The organism is Streptomyces sp. CNS606 (assembly GCF_000426325.1).
In genome coordinates, this window is record NZ_AUFD01000009.1 from 1 (window position 1) to 19,585 (window position 19,585).

Genomic DNA, 19,585 nt, shown 5'->3' on the forward strand with positions numbered 1-19,585 from the left:
ATAGCGTGAGGGAAACGCCCGGTTACTTTCCGAACCCGGAAGCTAAGCCTCATTGCGCCGATGGTACTGCGAGGGGGACCTCGTGGGAGAGTAGGACGCCGCCGAACAATCATTGAGAGCCGTGGGCCCCGATTTTGGATCGGGGCCCACGGCTTTTTCGCGTTCCGTCACCCGGAGTTCACGTCCACGCACCACCATGCCGGGCATGGGGAACGAACTGAGAGACGCCGGCGTCGTCGCCGGGGACGAGGTGATCCTCCCGGGGTTCGGCGGGGACGAGGCCGCCGAGCAGGTACGCCGCCTGGGCGCGGTACCGGTCGTCGTCGACATCGATCCGCACACCTACTGCATCGATCCGGAGAGCGTCGCAGGAGCGTTGACCTCACGCACCTGCGCTGTCGCCGCCGTCGACCTGTTCGGCCACCCGGCGCCCACGGCCCGGCTGGAGTCGGTCGTCGCCGGCCACCGCGCCCGGCTCGTGACCGTCGGCCGCGACGCCGCCGAGAGTGCCGGACCCACACCGCTCGAACTCGCCGCACGCCGCCGGAACGCGTCCCAACTGAACGCCCGCCTCCGCGGCGTCGTCACCCCTGTCACGGCTCGTGGCGCCCAGCACGCCTACTCGGCGTACGTCGTGCGCGTACCGGGGAACGGACGGCCGGACCGCGACGCCTACCTGCACGCCCTGCGGGCCAAGGGGGTGGAGTGCCACGTACCGGTGAAGGCGCCGGTGCACCGGACGCCGGGATTCCCTCCGGGTGTACGTCTGCCCGCGGCGGAGGAGGCAGCCGACACGTGTCTCGCCCTGCCCCTGCACGCGTCCCTGACGAAGCGTGAGCTCCACCGCATCGTCGCGGCCTGCAACGCGCTGGGCGGCCTGCTGCTGGAGCCCGCCTGCTGACTCCGGCCGATCTTCGCGGGCCTCCTCCTGGTGCGGAGCACCCGGTGCCGTCAGGTATGATCGACGACGTCGACGCGCCCCAATAGCTCAGTCGGCAGAGCGTCTCCATGGTAAGGAGAAGGTCAACGGTTCGATTCCGTTTTGGGGCTCCACGACGAAGGGCCTTCACCGCGCGCGGTGAAGGCCCTTCGTCGTACCGGAGAGCCGGCGACGTTCCCGCCCGTCAGCCGGGAGCGCGCATGGTCAGGATCGCCATGTCGTCCGAGAGCGGCACGCTGGCGAAGTGCTCGACGGTGCGCATGATGCGCGCCGCCACGGCGCCGGCCGTGAGTCCCGTGCACGTGGAGAGCGCGTCGGCGAGGCCGTCGTCACCGAGCATGCGGGTGCCCTCCCGGCGCTCCGTCACCCCGTCGGTGACGCACAGCATCACGTCTCCCGGCTCCAGCACGACGTGCTGCTCGTACAGTTCCAGGTCTTCCATGACGCCGAGCAGCGGCTGCGGTTCGGCCGCCGGTTCGACCGTGCCGTCCGGTCGCAGGCGGAGCGGCAGCGGGTGACCCGCGCACACCACCTCGAGCCGGGCGCCGCCGTCCGGCTGCGGCCACAACTCGCCGTACAGCAGGGTGAGGAAGCGGCTGCGGGCGCCCTCGTCGAGGATCGCGGCGTTGAGACGTTCCAGCACGGCGGGGCCGGCGAAGCCCTCGCGGGCGAGGAGACGCAGCGCATGCCGCGCGAGGCCGGTGACGGCGGCGGCCTCCGGGCCGGTGCCGCAGACGTCGCCGATGGCGAAGCCGTATCCGCCGTCGCGGATCTCGAAGAGGTCGTAGAAGTCGCCGCCGACTTCGTTGCCCTCGCCCGCGGCGCGGTAGATGACCTCGACCTCCATGCCGGGGACCTCGGGGAGGCCCGGGGGGAGCAGGCTGCGCTGCAGGGACTGGCTGATCGCGGTCCGCTCGGAGTAGAGGCGCGCGTTGTCCAGCGCGAGCGCGGCGCGGCGGGACAGATCCTCCGCCAGCTCGATGATCTCCTGGCGGAACCGTTCGTCGGTCGGCTTGCCGAGGACGAGCATGCCGATGACCCGGTTGCGGGCGACCAGTGGCATCACCACGGTCTCGCCGCCCACGGCGGCGGCGGTGGCGAGTCCGGAGCCCGGGGCGGGGCTGTCGTCCCCGCCGAGCGTCGCGCTGCGCAGCGAGGTGCGCAGCGCGGAGCCGTGCGCGGTGTCGGTGGGGGCGGTCCACAGCCGGGCGCCGGGCGCGGGCACCGGGTCCGGGGGATCGACCCTGCCGAGGAGGGCCTTGAGGCTGTCGATGCGCTCCTCGTCCTCGTGCAGCACGTAGGAGAGTGCGGGTTCCGAGCCCGGTTCGGCCACCGTGTAGACGGCGCACCAGGACGCCAGGGTGGGCACGGTCATCTGTGCCATCAGGGCGAGCGTCTGGTTGCGGTCCAGCGTGCCGGCCAGCAGGTCGGACGCCTCCACGAGGAAGGACAGCGAACCCCGGCGCAGCCGTTCCAGTTCGGTCAGCCGGGCCCGTTCCACGGCGAGGGCGATGCGGTCGGCGGCGAACTGGAGACGCAGTGCCTCCTCGTTGGTGTACCGGCCGGGCGACTCGGTGGCGACACCCAGCGAGCCGGTGAGACGGCCCTCGACCTTGAGCGGGACGATGACCACCGCCCGCATGCCGGTGCCCTCCAGCAGCGGCACGGCGCCGGGGACGACTGTCAGGTCCTCGTGCACCGACGGCATCCGGGCCGAGCCGTAGCGGCCGCTGCCCGCTTCGACGGGGACGCGGGCGAACCGCTGTCGCGCGGAGGGCAGCCCGGTCGAGGCGCGCACCTCGAGTTCGGTCTCGTCGTCGGTGGCCAGCAGCAGGTAGGCGGCGTCGCCGTCGAGCATGTCGCGGGCGCGCTCCACGGTGCGCTGGAGCAGGCCGTCCAGGTCGTCCGGGGCGGGTGAGCCGATGAACACCTCGAACGGGTCCGCGGTCTGGCCCTCCCGCCCGTTCTGGCGGTCGCCGTCCCCGCCGTGTCCGCGCGGCGGGGACTGGAGCACGGCCCGTTCGTGGTCCCGCACGAGCAGGCACACGGTGGACGGTTCGCCGTCGCTGTCGCGCACGCGCAGGTGCGAGGCGTAGACGGCGACCGTCCGGCCGTCGGTGTCCCGCATGCCGTACGACCCCTCCCAGCGGGAGAGCTGGAGGGCCTCGGCGATGCCGGTGCCCGTGCCGGGGGTGTGCGGCCAGGCGGCCAGGTCGGTGAGCGGCTTGCCCACGACCTGTTCGGCGGTGTAGCCGAAGAGTTCCGTCGCGTCCTCGTTCCAGGAGCCGACGGCGCCGCCGCGGTCGACCTGGATGACCGCGACGTGCACGCGGTGTGCGGCGACCGGCAGGGCGGCGTCGGGGAGGGCGGGGCCGGCGGCGCGGGTGCCGACGGGACGCTCCGGCAGGTCGAGGCGGAACCAGACGCGCTTGTCGGCCGCCGTGTAGTCGACGCCCCAGCGGGAGGCGAGCGCGGCGCACAGCAGCAGGCCGCGCCCGCCCTCGCGGTCGGGGTTGCCGTGCGGCTGGCCGGCGTCGTGCAGCGGCAGCTCCCGCTCGGGGTAGTGGTCGACGACCTCGACGCGCACGGTGTCCTCCTCGCGGAGGCAGATCACCTCGGCGGAGGTGCCGGCGTGGATGACGGCGTTGGTGACCAGTTCGCTGGTGAGGACGACCGCGTCGTCCACGATCTCTCCGAGGCCCCAGCCCTGGAGGGTGTCCCGTACGAAGCCGCGGGCCACCGCGACGGATCGGCCGACGGGCTCGAAGGTGGCCGCGGCTCGTGCGGTGATCACTGCTCTCCCTGAAGGTTTCTGTTCGCTGCCCGTGTCCGCGGGTGTGCGCTGCGCACCGATCGCCGCCGTCCGCCCCTGCTCGGCGCTCTGCTCTGGCATTCCCCGAGGCCCCTCCGTTGCCTTCCACTCACTCCACCGCCCCGGCCCGGTGCTGCGGGGCGTTGGACAGCCGGATGCCAGGTTACTTACGTTCGCAGGGTGCGCGGGTGCCGGTCGGGGGTGTTTCCCCCCTACTCGGCGCCCGGGCCCGGTGGTGTGCCATGCTGCCGAACTGTTATCGCCTCGTTCCGGCAGGGTGAAACACTGGGAAGGTTCGGAGCACCAGCCCGTTTCGGCGGTCGACCCTCGGGAGGGACACGGTGGAGTCTGGCGCAGCGGCGCGTGGCACCGGCACACGCGCGAAAGGCGGACGCACACGGAAGAGCGGGACGCTCGAGGTGGACGCCGCGGCTGTCAACAGACTGTTGACCGCGTTGACCGCCATGCGGGACGGGAACTTCCGCAAGCGTCTCACCGTGACCGGGGACGGTCCGATGGCGGAGATCGCCGCCGTCTTCAACGAGGTGGCGGACCGCAACCTGCACCTCACCAGCGAGCTGGCACGTGTCCGCCGGGTGGTGGGCCGCGAGGGCAAGCTCACCGAGCGGCTGGAGAACGGGGCCTTCGAGGGCGCCTGGGGCTCGGCCGTCGACGCGTCGAACGCCCTGGTAGACGACCTGGTGCGTCCGGTGTCCGAGGTGGGCCGGGTGCTGACGGCGGTGGCCGAGGGCGACCTGGAGCAGCGGATGGACCTGCGGGTCCAGGGCTCCGACGGCCCGGCGCAGCCGCTGCGCGGCGAGTTCCTCAAGGTCGGCAAGACGGTGAACGGGCTGGTCGACCAGCTTTCGGCGTTCACCGACGAGGTGACCCGGGTCGCCAGCGAGGTGGGCACCGAGGGCAAGCTGGGCGGCCAGGCGAAGGTGCGCGGCATGTCGGGGTCCTGGAAGGACCTCACGGACTCGGTCAACACGATGGCGTCCCGGCTCACCGCGCAGGTGCGGGACATCGCGCTGGTGACGACTGCGGTGGCGAAGGGCGACCTGTCGCGGAAGGTCACGGTGCACGTGGCCGGCGAGATGCTCGAGCTGAAGAACACCGTGAACACGATGGTGGACCAGCTGTCCTCGTTCCAGTCCGAGGTGACCCGGGTGGCCCGCGAAGTGGGCACCGAAGGTGAGCTGGGCGGCCAGGCGCGCGTCCAGGGCGTCGCGGGCGTGTGGAAGGACCTCACCGACTCGGTGAACCTGATGGCGGGCAACCTGACCTCCCAGGTCCGCGAGATCGCCCAGGTGACGACTGCGGTGGCGAACGGCGACCTGTCGCAGAAGATCACCGTGAACGCGCGGGGCGAGGTCGCGCAGCTCGCCGAGACGATCAACGCCATGACCGAGACGCTGCGGACGTTCGCGGACGAGGTCACGCGCGCGGCGAGCGAGGTCGGCACGGAGGGCGTGCTCGGCGGTCAGGCGCAGGTGCCGGGCGCGGCGGGGATCTGGAAGGACCTCACCGACTCGGTGAACAGCGCGTTCCGCAACCTGACAGCCCAGGTGCGGGACATCGCGCAGGTGACGACGGCGGTGGCGAACGGCGACCTGTCGCAGAAGGTCACCGTGGACGTCTCCGGTGAGATGCAGGAGCTGAAGAACACCGTCAACACGATGGTCGACCAGCTTCGCTCGTTCGGTGACGAGGTGACCCGTGTCGCCCGGGAGATCGGCGTAGAGGGCGAGCTGGGCGGTCAGGCCCGTGTGCCGGGCGCGGCGGGCACCTGGAAGGACCTCACCGACTCGGTGAACACCGCCTTCCGCAACCTGACCGGTCAGGTGCGGAACATCGCGCAGGTGACGACGGCGGTGGCGAACGGCGACCTGTCGCAGAAGGTCACCGTGGACGTCTCCGGCGAGATGCTCCAGCTGAAGAACACCGTGAACACGATGGTGGACCAGCTGTCCTCGTTCGCGGAGCAGGTCACCAGGATGGCCCGCGACGTGGGCACGGAGGGACGGCTGGGCGGCCAGGCCCGGGTGGACGGAGTCTCCGGTACCTGGAAGGACCTGACGGACTCGGTCAACTTCATGGCGGGCAACCTGACCTCGCAGGTGCGCCAGATCGCGCAGGTGACCACGGCGGTCGCGCGGGGTGACCTGTCGCAGAAGATCGAGGTCGACGCCCGCGGCGAGATCCTGGAGCTGAAGAACACCATCAACACGATGGTCGACCAGCTGTCCGCGTTCGCCGACCAGGTGACCCGGGTGGCGCGTGAGGTGGGCACCGAGGGCCGGCTCGGCGGCCAGGCCCAGGTGCCGGGCGTCGCCGGGGTGTGGCGCGACCTGACGGACTCGGTGAACGGCATGGCGTCCAACCTCACCGGTCAGGTGCGGAACATCTCGCAGGTCGCCACGGCCGTGGCGCGGGGTGACCTGTCGCAGAAGATCGACGTTGACGCCCGCGGCGAGATCCTGGAGCTGAAGACGACCATCAACACGATGGTCGACCAGCTCTCCTCCTTCGCGGAGCAGGTGACGCGGGTGGCCCGCGAGGTGGGCACCGAGGGCATCCTCGGCGGCCAGGCGGAGGTCAAGGGCGTCTCCGGCACCTGGAAGGACCTCACCCAGTCGGTGAACTTCATGGCGAACAACCTGACCTCCCAGGTCCGGAACATCGCCGAGGTCACCACCGCGGTCGCGCAGGGTGACCTGTCGAAGAAGATCACCGTGGACGCCAAGGGCGAGATCCTCGCCCTGGTGACGACCGTGAACACGATGGTCGACCAGCTGTCGTCGTTCGCGGAGCAGGTGACGCGGGTGGCGCGTGAGGTGGGCACCGAGGGCATCCTCGGCGGCCAGGCCCGCGTGCGGGACGTCTCCGGCATCTGGAAGGACCTCACCGACAACGTCAACCTGATGGCGAACAACCTGACCGGCCAGGTGCGGAACATCTCGCAGGTCGCCACGGCGGTCGCCAACGGCGACCTGACCAAGAAGGTCACCGTCGAGGCCAGCGGCGAGGTCGCACAGCTCGCCGACACCGTCAACACGATGGTGACGACGCTGTCGTCGTTCGCCGACCAGGTGACGCGGGTGGCCCGTGAGGTGGGCACGGACGGCGTCCTGGGCGGCCAGGCCCGGGTGGCCGGTGTGGCCGGCACCTGGAAGGACCTCACCGAGTCGGTGAACTCGATGGCGTCCAACCTGACTGGTCAGGTGCGCAACATCGCCATGGTCACCACCGCCATCGCCAAGGGCGACCTCACCAAGAAGATCGACATCGAGGCGAACGGCGAGATCCTGGAGCTGAAGACGACCATCAACACGATGGTCGACCAGCTGTCGCTGTTCGCGGAGCAGGTGACGCGGGTGGCGCGTGAGGTGGGCACCGAGGGCATGCTCGGCGGTCAGGCCCGGGTCCGCGACGTGGCCGGCACCTGGCAGGACCTGACCGAATCGGTGAACGAGATGGCGGGGAACCTGACCCGCCAGGTGCGCGCGATCGCCGAGGTCGCCACCGCGGTGACCCGCGGCGATCACAACGTGCGCATCGACGTGGACGCAGCCGGGGAGATCCTGGAGCTCCAGGGCTACATCAACACCATGATCACCAACCTGCGCGAGACCACCCTGGCCAACACCGACCAGGACTGGCTCAAGGGCAACCTGGCCCGGATCTCCGCGCTGATGCAGGGCCGTCGCGACCTGAAGGACGTCGCCGGTCTGATCATGTCCGAGCTGACCCCGGTGGTCTCCGCGCAGCACGGCGCGTTCTTCGTCGCGGTGCCCGGCAGCGACCCGGAGGACGCCCGGATCGGCGCCGACCGCATCGGCGCCGGCGACATCGGCGCCTCGGAAGGCGGCCAGGCCTCCTACGAGCTGCGGATGCTGGGCGGCTACGGCTATTCCATGGGCGGCATGCCCACCACCTTCGGGCCGGGCGAGTCGCTCATCGGCACCGCCGCCGAGGAGAAGCGCACCATCCTGGTGGAGAACGCGCCGCCCGGCTACCTGAAGATCTCCTCCGGGCTCGGCGAGGCGCCGCCGGCGCACGTGATCGTGCTGCCGGTCATCTTCGAGGGCCTGGTGCTCGGCGTCGTGGAGCTGGCCGCGTTCCAGCCGTTCACACAGATCCAGAAGGACTTCCTCAGCCAGATCGCCGAGGTCATCGCGACCAGCGTCAACACCATCAGCGTCAACACCAAGACCGAGGTGCTGCTGCGCCAGTCGCAGGAGCTGACGGAGCAGCTCAAGGAGCGCTCGGGCGAGCTGGAGAGCCGGCAGAAGGCGCTGGAGGAGTCCAACAGCCAGCTCGAGGAGAAGGCGGCGCAGCTCGCGCAGACCAACAGCGACATCGAGATCAAGAACCGGGAGATCGAGGAGGCCCGGCAGGTCCTCGAGGAGCGCGCCGAGCAGCTGTCGGTCTCCATGCGCTACAAGTCCGAGTTCCTGGCGAACATGTCGCACGAGCTGCGCACCCCGCTGAACTCGCTGCTGATCCTCGCCAAGCTGCTCGCCGACAACGCGGAGGGCAACCTCTCCCCGAAGCAGGTCGAGTTCGCCGAGACCATCCACGGGGCCGGCTCCGACCTTCTGCAGCTCATCAACGACATCCTGGACCTGTCGAAGGTCGAGGCGGGCAAGATGGACGTCAGCCCGACGCGCATCGCGCTCGTCCAGCTCGTCGACTACGTCGAGGCCACCTTCCGGCCGCTGACCGCGGAGAAGGGGCTCGACTTCTCCGTCCGGGTGTCCCCCGAACTTCCCGCGACGCTGCACACCGACGAGCAGCGGCTGCTCCAGGTGCTGCGGAACCTGTTGTCGAACGCGGTGAAGTTCACCGACGCGGGTGCCGTGGAGCTGGTGATCCGCTCCGCGCGGGAAGACGTGCCGAACGCCATCCGGGAACAGATGCTGGAGCACGGCGCGCTGCGCGACGCGGACGCGGAGCTGATCGCCTTCTCCGTGACGGACACCGGCATCGGCATCGCGGCCGGCAAGATGCGCGTCATCTTCGAGGCGTTCAAGCAGGCGGACGGCACCACCAGCCGCAAGTACGGCGGCACCGGCCTGGGCCTGTCGATCAGCCGGGAGATCGCCCGCCTCCTCGGCGGCGAGATCTACGCCGCCAGCGAGCCCGGCCGCGGCTCCACGTTCACCCTGTACCTGCCGCTGCACCCGCTGGAGTTGCCCCCGCAGGGGTACGCGCAGATCGACGCGGCCCTCGCGCTCACCGCGGCGCCGGAGCCGGTGTCCGTGGAACCTGCCGGGACCTCACCGGCGCAGGGCACCGCCGAGGGCTCCAGGGCCACTGAGGACCCCGCGGGACACGAGGCCGCCGAGGCGCCTGCCGAGGGACCGGGGTCCGCGGAGGGCGTGCCGGCCCGGTCGGCGGAGGACGCGGCCGCCGTCGAGGCGGAGCGGGCCGCGGCATCCCTGGTCCGGCGACGGCGTGAGGCGGCGGCCGCGAAAGCCTCGCCGCGGGCGCTGCCGGCCGGAGAGGAGCCCCAGGCGGCCGAGGCGGGGGGCGGCCCCGGGGCGGACGAGCAGGGCACCGTGCCTGCGGAGGACGACACCGAGACCGCGGACGGCTGGCGCCACAACGGCCAGGACCTGGTCGCCGCCGGACCGAAAGCGGACTTCCACGGTGAGAAGGTGCTCATCGTGGACGACGACATCCGCAACGTCTTCGCCCTCACCAGCGTGCTGGAGCAGAACGGTCTCCAGGTGCTGTACGCGGAGAACGGCCGCGAGGGCATCGAGGTGCTCGAACAGCACGACGACGTCACCGTGGTGCTGATGGACATCATGATGCCGGAAATGGACGGTTACGCGACGACGGCGGCGATCCGGCGGATGCCGCAGTTCGCCGGGCTGCCCATCATCGCGCTCACCGCGAAGGCGATGAAGGGCGACCGGGAGAAGAGCATCGAGTCCGGAGCGTCGGACTACGTCACCAAGCCCGTGGACACCGACCACCTCCTTCAGGTCATGGCGCAGTGGATGAACGCGCGTTGATGTGACACGGTGCGGGGTGGCGGGCCCGGTGCGGGACCCGTCCCGCACCGGGCGGCCGTCGTTCTCGTTCCGGGCGGGGCCGTTGTGAAGTGGTCGGCCATGTGTGGGAACGTGTAAAGCTGGGGAACCTTCCGGTCCCCCCGCGCGTTCTTGCTGGCGTGCACAGTGACATCACGGTGACAGGGTGTGGTGGCCGCCCGGCTGCGGCTACCATGACCGGCACAAGGACGGGCGGCAGAACGGAGCCGCTCCGTGGGGCGGAGACCGGTGGGCTGCCGGGACGAGGAGGACGGGCCATGGTGCAGAAGGCCAAGATCCTCCTGGTCGATGACCGGCCGGAGAATCTGCTGGCGCTGGAGGCCATCCTCTCGGCGCTCGATCAGACGCTCGTGCGGGCATCGTCAGGGGAGGAAGCGCTCAAGGCGCTGTTGACGGACGACTTCGCGGTCATCCTGCTGGACGTGCAGATGCCCGGCATGGACGGGTTCGAGACCGCCGCGCACATCAAGCGCCGGGAGCGCACGCGGGACATTCCCATCATCTTCCTCACCGCCATCAACCACGGCCCCCACCACACCTTCCGCGGCTACGCGGCAGGCGCGGTGGACTACATCTCCAAGCCCTTCGATCCGTGGGTGCTGCGCGCCAAGGTCTCCGTGTTCGTCGAGCTGTACATGAAGAACGTGCAGCTCCGCGAGCAGGCCTCGCTGCTGCGCCTCCAGCTCGACAACGGCGGCGGCCGCGCGGCCGCCAACGGCGCCGGGGCGGCGGAGGAGGGCGGCCGAACCGGCCTGCTGACCGAACTCTCCGCCCGGCTGGCGTCCGTGGAGGAGCAGGCCGAGGCCCTGTCAAAGCAGCTCGACGACTCGGCGGACGCCGCCGCCGTCGCGACCGCCGCCCACCTGGAACGCAAACTCACCGGCCTGCGCAGGGCACTTGACGCCCTGGAGCCGGGCTCCGGGGGTTCCGGCGCCCAGCTCCCCTCGCAGAACTGACCGCCTCCGCCGCCGTGCGGACCCGCGGGCTCCCGTACGGCTGAGGCGCCGTCACGGCGCCCGTGAGCCCGCCCGGTCGGCGTCCCGCCGCCCTCCCGGGCGTCCGTGCCCCGGACCGGCAACTTCTGTAACCTCACCACCATGGCCTCACGTACGCCCGGCAAGGCTGCCGCCGGAAAGGCGCCCGCGAAGAAGCCCGCGGCCAAGAAGGCCCCGGCAGCGGGGAAGAAGGCCGCACCCCGGAAGGCTCCGGCGAAGAAGGCGTCCGCCAGACGCCCCGCGCCGAAGCCCGCTCCGTCACCCACCAGCGGTGTCTACCGCCTCGTGCGCGCCTGCTGGCTGGGCGTCGCCCACACCGTCGGCGCGCTGCTGCGCGGCATGGGGAGAGGCGCCCGCGGCCTGGACCCGGCGCACCGCAAGGACGGCCTGGCGCTGTTGCTGCTCGGTGTGTCACTGGTGGTCGCAGCGGGCACCTGGTCGAACCTGCAGGGGCCCGTCGGTGAACTGGTGGAGATGCTGGTGACCGGCGCCTTCGGCCGCCTGGACCTGCTGGTGCCGCTGCTGGTCGGCGGCATGGCCGTACGGCTGATCCGGCACCCGGAGAAGCCCGAGGCCAACGGGCGGATCGTCATCGGCCTCTCGGCACTGGTCGCCGGCGTCCTCGGTCTGGTGCACGCCGCGTGCGGTGCGCCGGCCCGGGGCGACGGCTCGGAGGCGCTCCGCGACGCCGGCGGTCTCATCGGCTGGGGGTCCTTCACCCCACTCGGGTTCACCGTGGGCGGGGTGCTGGCCGTGCCGCTGCTGGTGCTGCTCACGGTGTTCGGTCTGCTGGTGGTCACGGCCACGCCGGTCAACGCGATCCCGCAGCGGCTGCGTGCGCTGGGCGTGCGGCTGGGGGTCGTCACTCCGCGGCCGGAGGACGGCGAGCGGGACGCCGCGGAAGAGGGCCACGGGACCGTGTCCGGCCGCCGCGCGGGCCCGGCGCAGGATCTGCGCAAGGACCTGTCGCCCGACCTGGCGGAGCAGGAGGCGCTGGACGGGCGCCGCCGCCGCAGGCGTCCCGCGGCGGCGGCGCGGGACGCCGACGCCGCCGGACGGGATGTGCCGTCCGGCGCGGACGAGGAGGCCGGCTCGTCGGCCGCGTGGGACGTCGCCGCCGCTGCCGCCGCCTCACTGGACGGGGCCGTGCTGCACGGCGTGCAGCCCTCGCCGCTGGTCGCCGACCTCAGCCACGAGGTGTCCGACCGGCGGCGGCGCAGACAGCAGGAGTCCTTCGCCGGCGACGCGGGCTCCGGCCACGCGGGTTCCGGCGACGGGCGCTCCGAGGAGCGGGGCGCCGTCGTGCCCGGCGCGCGGGGCACTGCGCGCGAGGACTCCGGACGGACCTCCGTGCCGGACCTCACCAAGGACCCCGAGCCGCCGCGTACGGAGGAGGGTCTGCCCACCCGCGCCGAGCAGCTCCAGCTCTCCGGCGACATCAGCTACGCGCTGCCCTCCCTCGACCTGCTCGAACGCGGCGGCCCCGGCCGCACCCGCAGTGCCGCGAACGACCACGTGGTGGACTCGCTGACCACCGTCTTCACCGAGTTCAAGGTCGACGCCTCGGTCACCGGCTTCACCCGCGGACCGACCGTCACCCGCTACGAGATCGAGCTGGGCCCGGCGGTCAAGGTCGAGAAGATCACCGCCCTGACGAAGAACATCGCCTACGCCGTCGCCAGCCCCGACGTGCGGATCATCTCGCCCATCCCCGGCAAGTCGGCGGTCGGCATCGAGATCCCGAACAGCGACCGGGAGATGGTCAACCTCGGCGACGTGCTGCGCTCGGCGCAGGCGAGCGGCGAGGAGGCGCCGCTGCTCGTCGCGCTCGGCAAGGACGTGGAGGGCGGTTACGTGACCCACGACCTGGCGACCATGCCGCACGTGCTGGTGGCCGGCGCCACCGGCTCCGGCAAGTCGTCCTGCATCAACTGCCTGATCTCCTCGGTGCTGGCCCGCGCCACTCCGGAGGAGGTCCGGATGGTGCTGATCGACCCCAAGCGGGTCGAGCTGACCGCCTACGAGGGTATCCCGCACCTGATCACGCCGATCATCACGAACCCCAAGAAGGCCGCCGAGGCGCTGCAGTGGGTCGTGCGGGAGATGGACCTGCGCTACGACGACCTCGCCGCCTTCGGCTACCGCCACATCGACGACTTCAACGCGGCCGTGCGCAGCGGGAAGGCCCGGACGCCGGAGGGCAGCGAACGGGAGCTGGCGCCGTACCCCTACCTGATGGTCATCGTGGACGAGCTGGCCGACCTGATGATGGTGGCGCCGCGCGACGTGGAGGACGCGATCGTGCGGATCACCCAGCTGGCGCGCGCGGCCGGCATCCACCTGGTGCTGGCCACCCAGCGGCCGTCGGTCGACGTGGTCACCGGGCTCATCAAGGCGAACGTGCCCTCGCGGCTCGCCTTCTCCACCTCCTCGCTGGCCGACAGCCGGGTCATCCTGGACCAGGCGGGTGCGGAGAAGCTGATCGGCAAGGGCGACGGGCTGTTCCTGCCGATGGGGGCGAGCAAGCCGACGCGCATGCAGGGCGCCTTCGTCACCGAGGACGAGGTCCGCGGCCTGGTCGACCACTGCAAGGCGCAGATGACCCCGGTCTTCCGCGACGACGTGATCGTCGGGCAGTCGAAGAAGAAGGAGATCGACGAGGAGATCGGCGACGACTTGGATCTGCTCTGCCAGGCGGCGGAGCTGGTCGTCTCGACCCAGTTCGGGTCGACGTCGATGCTTCAGCGGAAGCTGCGCGTCGGCTTCGCCAAAGCGGGCCGGCTGATGGATCTGATGGAGTCACGTGGCGTGGTGGGGCCCAGTGAGGGGTCCAAAGCTCGGGATGTTCTGGTAAAACCGGATGAACTGGACGGAGTGCTGGCCCTCATCCGCGGGGAGACTGACTCGTAAGGGTGATTCGGGCAACCGTTTCCCGCGTTGATACGTCAAAGCGGAAAGAGGGACGGCTGCATGTTCCACCATCAGGTGGTATGCCCATCCTGATGGCGGACACCGTCCGCCCGCCCGCTTGCCCGACCCGAATGCAGCACCCCTAGACTGAACCTCCAGCAGGTGGCTACACGCTCGAAAGGCTCCCCCGTGTCCATCGGCAACGCTCCCGAAGCCCCCGAAGAGGACCGGCCCTCGGTCGGTCGAGCCCTCCAGCAGGCCCGTATCGACGCCCGGCTGACCGTGGAAGAGGTCAGTACGTCGACCCGCGTGCGGGCGCCCATCGTCCACGCGATCGAGGACGACGACTTCTCCCGCTGCGGCGGCGACGTCTACGCCCGCGGCCACGTCCGCACGCTCGCCCGTGCCGTCGGGCTGGACGCGGACGCCCTGGTCGCACGGTACGACGCCGAGCACGGCGGGCGTCCCGAACCCACTCCGGCCGCGACGCTGTTCGAGGCCGAACGCATCCGACCCGAGCCCCGCCGCCCCAACTGGACCGCGGCCATGGTCGCCGCCATCGTGGCCGTCGTCGGCTTCGTCGGCTTCACGCTGTTCACCGGGGAGGAGGGCGGCAACGGGAGCCAGGTCGCCCAGGAGGAACCGGCCGAGAAGCCCGACGGCGACAAGCCCGACGCCAAACCCGACCAGAAGAAGCCGTCCAAGCCCGAGCCAGAGCCGTCCGAGAGCGCCATCGCCGGCGTCCCGGCCGACAAGGTGACGGTGCGGATGGAGGCCGACGACGGCAACAGCTGGATCTCCGCCACCGACCACACCGGCAAGCTGATCTTCGAGGGTGTCCTGGGCGAAGGCGACACCAAGACCTTCACCGACGACGAGCAGCTCGACCTGGTCTTCGGCAACGCCGGAGCCGTCAAGCTGTGGGTCAACGGCAAGGAGGTCGACCGGCTCGGCGAGGTCGGCACCGTGGAGCGCGTCACCTACACCCGCGGCGACCCCGAGCAGGGCTGACGCACCGCGGTGGCCCGCACCCGGCGACGACCGGGTGCGGGCCGCCGCGAGGGCGCGGCCGGAGCCGCGCGCCGGACGACGTAGGCTGAGGCCATGCCCGAACGCCGTACCGTCGCCCTTGTCACGCTCGGATGCGCCCGTAACGAGGTGGACTCCGAGGAGCTCGCCGGCCGCCTGGCGGCGGACGGCTGGGACCTCGTCGAGGAAGCCGGGGACGCAGACGTCGCCGTCGTCAACACCTGTGGTTTCGTCGAGGCCGCCAAGAAGGACAGCGTCGACGCCCTGCTGGAGGCCAACGACCTGAAGGACCACGGCCGTACACAGGCCGTGGTCGCCGTCGGCTGCATGGCGGAACGGTACGGCAGGGAACTCGCGGACGCCCTCCCGGAGGCGGACGGCGTCCTCGGCTTCGACGACTACACCGACATCTCCGACCGGCTGCGCACCATCCTCGCCGGCGGCGTCCACGCCGCCCATGTGCCGCGCGACCGCCGCAAGCTGCTGCCCGTCAGCCCCGCCGCACGCCAGCAGGCCGGTGCCGGGGTCGCGCTGCCCGGACACGGCGACGCGGGCGCGCCCGCCGACGAGGCGGTCGACGGCGCCGACGCCGCGGCCGCCGCACCGTCGGACCTCCCCGACGGCCTCGCGCCGGCATCCGGCCCGCGGGCCCCGCTGCGCCGCCGCCTGGGCAGCAGCCCGGTGGCCTCGGTGAAGCTCGCGTCCGGCTGCGACCGGCGCTGCTCGTTCTGCGCCATCCCCTCCTTCCGCGGCTCGTTCATCTCCCGCCGCCCCTCCGACGTGCTCGCCGAGACCCGCTGGCTCGCGGAGCAGGGCGTCCGCGAGGTCATGCTCGTCTCCGAGAACAACACCTCCTACGGCAAGGACCTGGGCGACATCCGGCTGCTCGAGACGCTGCTGCCCGAGCTGGCCGCGGTCGACGGGATCGAACGCGTCCGGGTGAGCTATCTCCAGCCCGCCGAGATGCGTCCCGACCTCGTCGACGTGCTCACCGGCACCGACAAGGTCGCCCCCTACTTCGACCTGTCCTTCCAGCACTCCGCCCCCGGCGTGCTGCGTGCCATGCGCCGCTTCGGCGACACCGACTCCTTCCTCGCGCTGCTGGATTCCATCCGGGCCAAGGCCCCGAACGCGGGTGCCCGCTCCAACTTCATCGTCGGCTTCCCCGGCGAGACCGAGGCCGACGTCGACGAACTGGAACGCTTCCTGTCCGCCGCCCGGCTCGACGCCGTCGGCGTCTTCGGCTACTCCGACGAGGACGGCACCGAGGCCGCCGGATACGAGGAGAAGCACGACCCCGACGTGGTCGCCGCACGCCTGGAGCGGCTCTCCCGCCTCGCCGAGGAACTGACCGCGCAGCGCGCCGAGGAACGGCTGGGCGAGACCGTCCGGGTGCTGGTGGAGGACCTCGGCGGCGGCCCGGAGGGCGACGGTCCGGTCGGTCGCGCCGCGCACCAGGCCCCCGAGACCGACGGGCAGGTGCTGCTCACCGGCGCTTCGTGCCACGGCCTGGCGGTCGGACGTATGGTCGAGGCGAAGGTGGTGGCGACCGAGGGAGTGGACCTGGTCGCCGAGCCCCTGGCGAGCGAGAGCGAGGAGGCGACCGGATGACCGGAGTGCCCGCCTCCGCAGCCGGCGGTGGTCCCGTGGCGAAACCCAGGCCGGCGACGCCGGTGCCCAAGGCCGGCCTCTGGAACATCGCCAATATCCTGACCATGCTGCGCCTGGTGCTGGTGCCCGCCTTCGTGCTGCTGATGCTCGCGGACGGCGGGCACGATCCCGCGTGGCGCTCGTTCGCCTGGGCGGCCTTCACCGTCGCCATGATCACGGACCTGTTCGACGGTGAGCTGGCCCGGCGCCACAACCTCATCACCGACTTCGGCAAGCTCGCCGACCCGATCGCCGACAAGGCGATCATGGGTGCGGCGCTGATCTGCCTCTCGGCGCTCGGCGACCTGCCGTGGTGGGTGACCGTCGTCATCCTGGCCCGGGAGCTCGGCATCACCCTGATGCGCTTCCTGGTCATCCGGCACGGGATCATCCCGGCCAGCCGCGGCGGCAAGATGAAGACGCTCGCCCAGGGCGTCGCCGTCGGCATGTACGTCCTGGAACTGACCGGGCCGCTGGCCTCGCTGCGCTGGTGGGTGATGGGCCTGGCGGTGGTGCTGACCGTCGGCACCGGCCTCGACTACGTGCGGCAGGCCCTCGTCCTGCGCCGGGCCGGCATCGATGCGGAGAAGGCGGGGCAGGGCGAACACGGCGGCGGCGCACCGGTGGGGGAGTCCCCCGCCGCGGGGCGGGAACAGAACCGATGACCGCACCGGCGGGGTCCGGGTCCGCGCCCGAGGTCGCCGCCCGGCTGCTGGAGGAGCTGGTCCGGAGGGGAGAGACCGTGGCCGTCGCCGAGTCCCTGACCGGCGGTCTGGTCGCGGGCCGCCTCACGGCCGCCCCTGGGGCCTCCCGTGCCTTCCGCGGCGCGGTCACGGCGTACGCGACGGACGTCAAGCGCGACGTGCTGGGCGTGGACGGCGGCCTGCTCGACGAGCGGGGCGCGGTCGACGTGGAGGTGGCACGCCGCATGGCGGAGGGCGTACGGCGCGTGATGTGCGCCGACTGGGGCGTGGCCACGACCGGAGTGGCGGGACCGGACCCGCAGGACGGCAAGCCGGTCGGACTGGTCTACGTGGCGGTGGCCGGTCCCGGCCACCCCCGTGCACCGGAGCCGCCCGGGGCCGGGACACGTCTCCGTGCCCGGGAGTGCCGGCTGGACGGGGACCGGGCGGACGTGCGGGAGGGCGCCGTCCTCGCCGCGCTGGAGCTGCTGCACGAGGAGACGGGCGGCCCCTGACCGGGGGGATCCGGACCGCCGGGAAAGCGGGCCGGCACATATCCACCGGCCGGATTCGGCGTGCCGACGGCCCCGCAGGGTACGGAACATCCGGGAGCTGCGGGATGTTTGCAGCCCTGAGTGAACACGACATCGCTCCCCGCACGGCCACAGGCCGAGGGGGTACGGTGGAGGCTGAAGGGTGTGGGCCGCCCGGCCGTGTACACGGCAGCCGGACGGCCCGCGACATGGGGAACGCAGAAGACGGCACGCGTTGTAGAGGGAGGAGCACCGATGATTCTGCTCCGTCGCCTGTTGGGTGACGTGCTGCGTCGGCAGCGCCAACGCCAGGGCCGTACCCTGCGCGAGGTCTCGTCGTCCGCCCGGGTGTCGCTCGGTTACCTCTCCGAGGTGGAGCGAGGCCAGAAGGAAGCGTCCTCCGAGCTGTTGTCGTCCATCTGCGACGCGCTCGAGCTGCGGATGTCCGAGGTCATGCGCGCGGTCAGCGACGAACTGGCGCTCGCCGAGCTTGCCGAGTCCGCCGCCAGCGACACGGTACCGGCGCCGATGCGTCCGATGCTGGGCCCGGTCGAGCGGATGCCGTCCGTCACCTCGGTGACGGGCGTGCCGGAGGAGCGCGTCACGATCAAGGCGCCCACGGAGGCCGTGGACGTCGTCGCCGCCTGACCACACCGGCCGGCGCCCGCCACACCGGCCCCGACGCCGGGATGTGCGGGACCGTGTGCCGTGAGGCGCGCACCAGCCCCAGCGGGCTCGGTGCGCGCCTCACGGCTTTCCAGCGCGGGCCGTGGGCGCCGCCGGACCGTCCGGGGCCGTGTCGGGAACGCCGCCGCTGTGGTCGCGCGGGCGCCGGCCGTGGGGGACCATCGGTGGCGCGGCCGACGAACGCCGGGCGGCCGCGAGCCGTGCGGAAGGCGGACGTGCATGGGCATACGGGCGTCGCACCTGCTCCGCGGCCTGTGGTGGCTGGCCTGTGGAACCTGCGCCCTCGTGTGGGGGTACGCGGCGTGGCGGCTGGCCGTACGCCCGGAGGACTGCGGGCCGCTGGAGGCGTCCGTGGCAGCGGGCGGCTGGGGCCTGAGCGTGGTGCCCGTGCACGTCACCGAACGCCGCCCGGCGCGGCGGTTCGCCCGTGGCCTGCCGCCGGCCGGGAGCCGCCCCTCCGCTCAGGCGGAAGGATCGGGCTGGCAGCGCGGGCACCAGTAGGCGATGCGCTTCTCACCCGACGGGCCGAGTTCCGCCGACCGCACGGGGGTGCCGCAGCGGCGGCACGGTGCTCCCGCCCGGCCGTACACGTAGAGCAGCCGGCCCCGCGACCGGTTCCCCGTGGTGCTGCGGGCGCCGTGGACCTTGTTGGCGTCCAGAAGCCGCCGGGCGACCTCCACCAGACGGTGCGGGTCCGGGCCGAGGCGCACCGGCGTCCACGGCGCCGTGCGAGCCAGGAAGCACAGCTCCGAGCGGTACACGTTGCCGATGCCGGCCAGGTTGCGCTGGTCGAGGAGCGCCTCGCCGAGGGGGCGGGCCGGGTCGGCCGACAGGCGGCGTGCCGCCTCGTCCGGGTCCCAGTCCGGCCCCAGCAGGTCGGGACCCAGATGGCCGACCGCCTGCGGCTCGTCGGCCGTGCGGAGCAGTTCGAGCAGAGGAAGCGCGTAGCCCACCGCCGAGACGCCGTCGGTGCCCAGCACCGCGCGGATCCGGTGGCCGGGGCCCCCGGTCCAGCGGGCACCGGAGCGGTAAAGACGCCAGGAACCCTCCATACCGAGGTGCGAGTGCAGGGTCAGGCCGCCGTCCAGCCTGGTCAGGAGGTGCTTGCCCCGCGGCACGACCCCCAGGACGCGCCGCCCGGTGAGGTCCACGGTGGCCAGCCGCGGCACCCGCAGGTCGCTGCGCACGACCATGGCGCCGGCCAGCGCCGTGTGCAGCGACCGCGCCGTGCGCCAGACGGTGTCTCCCTCGGGCATGCGTCCATGCTCCCAGCGTTCACCC

12 protein-coding genes, 1 tRNA gene and 1 rRNA gene are annotated in these 19,585 nt (G+C 72.0%); 12 read left to right on the top strand and 2 right to left on the bottom strand.

Features of this window, described 5'->3' with window-relative positions:
* From rrf to K304_RS0106585, 3 genes are all read left to right on the top strand, one after another.
* Window positions 1-107: ribosomal RNA gene (gene rrf / locus K304_RS0106575) — 5S ribosomal RNA — on the top strand; the annotation flags it as partial.
* Window positions 108-205: 98 nt separating this feature from the next.
* Entirely contained in the window at window positions 206-901 is a 696-nt protein-coding gene (locus tag K304_RS0106580) for a DegT/DnrJ/EryC1/StrS family aminotransferase (protein WP_027763101.1), read from the top strand.
* Window positions 902-977: 76 nt separating this feature from the next.
* A tRNA-Thr gene (locus K304_RS0106585) sits at window positions 978-1,053 on the top strand.
* Between the two features lie 71 nt (window positions 1,054-1,124).
* On the opposite strand, the gene K304_RS0106590 is transcribed toward K304_RS0106585, so the two are convergent.
* A complete protein-coding gene (locus K304_RS0106590; protein ID WP_078528688.1) occupies window positions 1,125-3,833 on the bottom strand; it encodes a SpoIIE family protein phosphatase in 2,709 nt (902 codons plus the stop codon).
* Between the two features lie 260 nt (window positions 3,834-4,093).
* On the opposite strand from K304_RS0106590, the gene K304_RS0106595 reads away from it, so the two are divergent.
* From K304_RS0106595 to K304_RS0106635, 9 genes are all read left to right on the top strand, one after another.
* Window positions 4,094-9,778, top strand: a complete 5,685-nt coding sequence (locus tag K304_RS0106595; protein ID WP_078528690.1) for a HAMP domain-containing protein — start codon at window positions 4,094-4,096, stop codon at window positions 9,776-9,778.
* 296 nt (window positions 9,779-10,074) lie between these two features.
* Window positions 10,075-10,773, top strand: coding sequence for a response regulator (locus tag K304_RS0106600; RefSeq protein ID WP_027763104.1), 699 nt, complete (start codon window positions 10,075-10,077; stop codon window positions 10,771-10,773).
* A 141-nt stretch (window positions 10,774-10,914) separates the two neighbouring features.
* Complete coding sequence (locus K304_RS0106605; RefSeq protein WP_027763105.1) at window positions 10,915-13,722, top strand: DNA translocase FtsK; 2,808 nt, start codon at window positions 10,915-10,917, stop codon at window positions 13,720-13,722.
* A 189-nt stretch (window positions 13,723-13,911) separates the two neighbouring features.
* Window positions 13,912-14,733: a helix-turn-helix domain-containing protein gene (locus K304_RS0106610; RefSeq protein WP_027763106.1), complete on the top strand. Its 822-nt coding sequence runs from the start codon at window positions 13,912-13,914 to the stop codon at window positions 14,731-14,733.
* Between the two features lie 93 nt (window positions 14,734-14,826).
* On the top strand, window positions 14,827-16,362 hold the full coding sequence (gene rimO, locus K304_RS0106615) for a 30S ribosomal protein S12 methylthiotransferase RimO (protein ID WP_027763107.1): 1,536 nt from the start codon (window positions 14,827-14,829) through the stop codon (window positions 16,360-16,362).
* Window positions 16,359-17,066, top strand: a complete 708-nt coding sequence (gene pgsA / locus K304_RS0106620; protein ID WP_027763108.1) for a CDP-diacylglycerol--glycerol-3-phosphate 3-phosphatidyltransferase — start codon at window positions 16,359-16,361, stop codon at window positions 17,064-17,066. The genes rimO and pgsA overlap by 4 nt, the downstream gene beginning before the upstream one ends.
* A complete protein-coding gene (locus tag K304_RS27650) occupies window positions 17,063-17,599 on the top strand; it encodes a CinA family protein (RefSeq protein WP_051307997.1) in 537 nt (178 codons plus the stop codon). Before pgsA ends, K304_RS27650 begins: the two co-directional genes overlap by 4 nt.
* Window positions 17,600-17,872: 273 nt before the next feature.
* Complete coding sequence (locus K304_RS0106630) at window positions 17,873-18,265, top strand: helix-turn-helix domain-containing protein (RefSeq protein WP_027763109.1); 393 nt, start codon at window positions 17,873-17,875, stop codon at window positions 18,263-18,265.
* A gap of 258 nt (window positions 18,266-18,523) precedes the next feature.
* Window positions 18,524-18,805 carry a hypothetical protein gene (locus K304_RS0106635; RefSeq protein WP_027763110.1) on the top strand — a complete coding sequence of 94 codons (282 nt, stop codon included), beginning with the start codon at window positions 18,524-18,526 and terminating at the stop codon, window positions 18,803-18,805.
* Here K304_RS0106635 and K304_RS0106640 read toward each other — a convergent pair.
* Window positions 18,766-19,560, bottom strand: a complete 795-nt coding sequence (locus tag K304_RS0106640; protein ID WP_027763111.1) for a DNA-formamidopyrimidine glycosylase family protein — start codon at window positions 19,558-19,560, stop codon at window positions 18,766-18,768. The two genes, K304_RS0106635 and K304_RS0106640, sit on opposite strands and share 40 nt — an antisense overlap.
* Window positions 19,561-19,585: the final 25 nt, after the last annotated feature.